This is a genomic window from Kitasatospora sp. NPDC059803 (assembly GCF_042732255.1).
Taxonomy (GTDB): domain Bacteria; phylum Actinomycetota; class Actinomycetes; order Streptomycetales; family Streptomycetaceae; genus Kitasatospora.
Genome location: NZ_JBHWIJ010000419.1, coordinates 1 through 1509, shown reverse-complemented (window position 1 = coordinate 1509; position 1509 = coordinate 1). Strand labels below are relative to the sequence as shown.

Genomic DNA, 1509 nt, shown 5'->3' with positions numbered 1-1509 from the left:
ACCCTGCCCGCCCCCCCGCCGCCGCCGCCGCCCACCCCCCCGCGGCCCGCCCCCCCCCCCACCCCGCCCGGCGCTCCGCCGCCCCCCCCCCGCTCCGAGGTCGAGGTCGGCCCGGTCGCGCACGGCGGCGGGCACTGCGTGGCCCGGCACGAGGGCCGGGTGCTGTTCGTCCGGCACGCGCTGCCTGGCGAGAAGGTGGTCGCACTGGTCACCGAGGGCACCTCCACCTCCCGGTTCCTGCGGGCCGACGCGGTCGAGATCCTGGAGCCCGCCAAGGAGCGGATCGCGCCGCCGTGCCCGTTCTCCGGGCCCGGCAAGTGCGGCGGCTGCGACTGGCAGCACGTCACCCCGGGCGGGCAGCGCAAGCTCAAGGGGCAGGTGCTGACCGAGCAGCTGGCCAAGCTGGCCGGGCTCACCCCGGCCGAGGCGGGCTGGGACGGCAGCGTCGAGCCGGTCGGCGGCAAGCTGCCGGCCGGGCAGGTGCCGACCTGGCGCACCCGCGTGCAGTACGCCGTGGACCAGGAGACCGGGAAGGTCGGCCTGCGCAAGCACCGCTCGCACGACGTGCAGCCGGTGGACCGCTGCCTGATCGCCGCCGAAGGCGTCACCGAACTCGGCATCGAGGCCCGCGACTGGCCGGGCATCGCCTCGGTCGAGGTGATCGCCGCGAGCGGCTCCTCGGACCGCCAGGTGGTGCTCACCCCGCGTCCCGGCGCCCAGCTGCCGCTGGTCGAGCTGGACAAGCCGGTGTCGATCGCCCGGGTGGACGACCAGGGCGACATCCACCGCGTGCACGGCCGCAGCTTCGTGCGCGAGCGGGCGACCGGGCGGACCTGGCGGGTCAGCAACGGCGGCTTCTGGCAGATCCACCCCGAGGCGCCGGACACCCTGGTCGACGCCGTCCTGGACGGCCTGGACCCGCAGTGGGGCGAGAACGCGCTCGACCTGTACTGCGGCGTCGGCCTGTTCGCGGGCGCGCTGGCCGACCGGGTCGGCGAGGAGGGCGCGGTGCTCGGCATCGAGTCCTCCAAGCAGGCCGTGGCCGACGCCCGGCACAACCTGGCCGCGCTGGACAACGTGCGGATCGAGTGCGACCGCGTCGAGACGCTGCTGCCGCGCACCGGTATCACCGCCACCGACCTGATCGTCCTGGACCCGCCGCGCTCGGGCGCCGGGCGCGAGACCGTCGCGCACCTGGTCGGCCTGGAGGCGCGCCGGATCGCGTACGTCGCCTGCGACCCGGCGGCGCTCGCCCGGGACCTGGCGTTCTTCCGCGAGGGCGGCTACCGGCCGGTCTCGCTGCGGGCCTTCGACCTGTTCCCGATGACGCACCACTTCGAGTGCGTGACGATCCTGGAGCCGATCGGGAAGTGACCCGGCGGCCCTCCGGGGTGCTGACTGACGGGCTCTGACCGCGTTCGAGGCGGTTCGGGGCGGTCAGAGGCAGTCCGGGGGAGTCCGGGGGAGTTCGTCGGAGGAGACGGCAGAGGAGGCGGCACCCGTTCACGC

At 75.7% G+C, this 1509-nt stretch carries 1 protein-coding gene; it reads left to right on the top strand.

Translation table 11 applies throughout. The annotated features are described in order from the left end of the window. Window positions 1-138: 138 nt before the first annotated feature. Window positions 139-1374 carry a class I SAM-dependent RNA methyltransferase gene (locus tag ACFV6I_RS37060; RefSeq protein ID WP_380430437.1) on the top strand — a complete coding sequence of 412 codons (1236 nt, stop codon included), beginning with the start codon at window positions 139-141 and terminating at the stop codon, window positions 1372-1374. Window positions 1375-1509 lie beyond the last annotated feature (135 nt).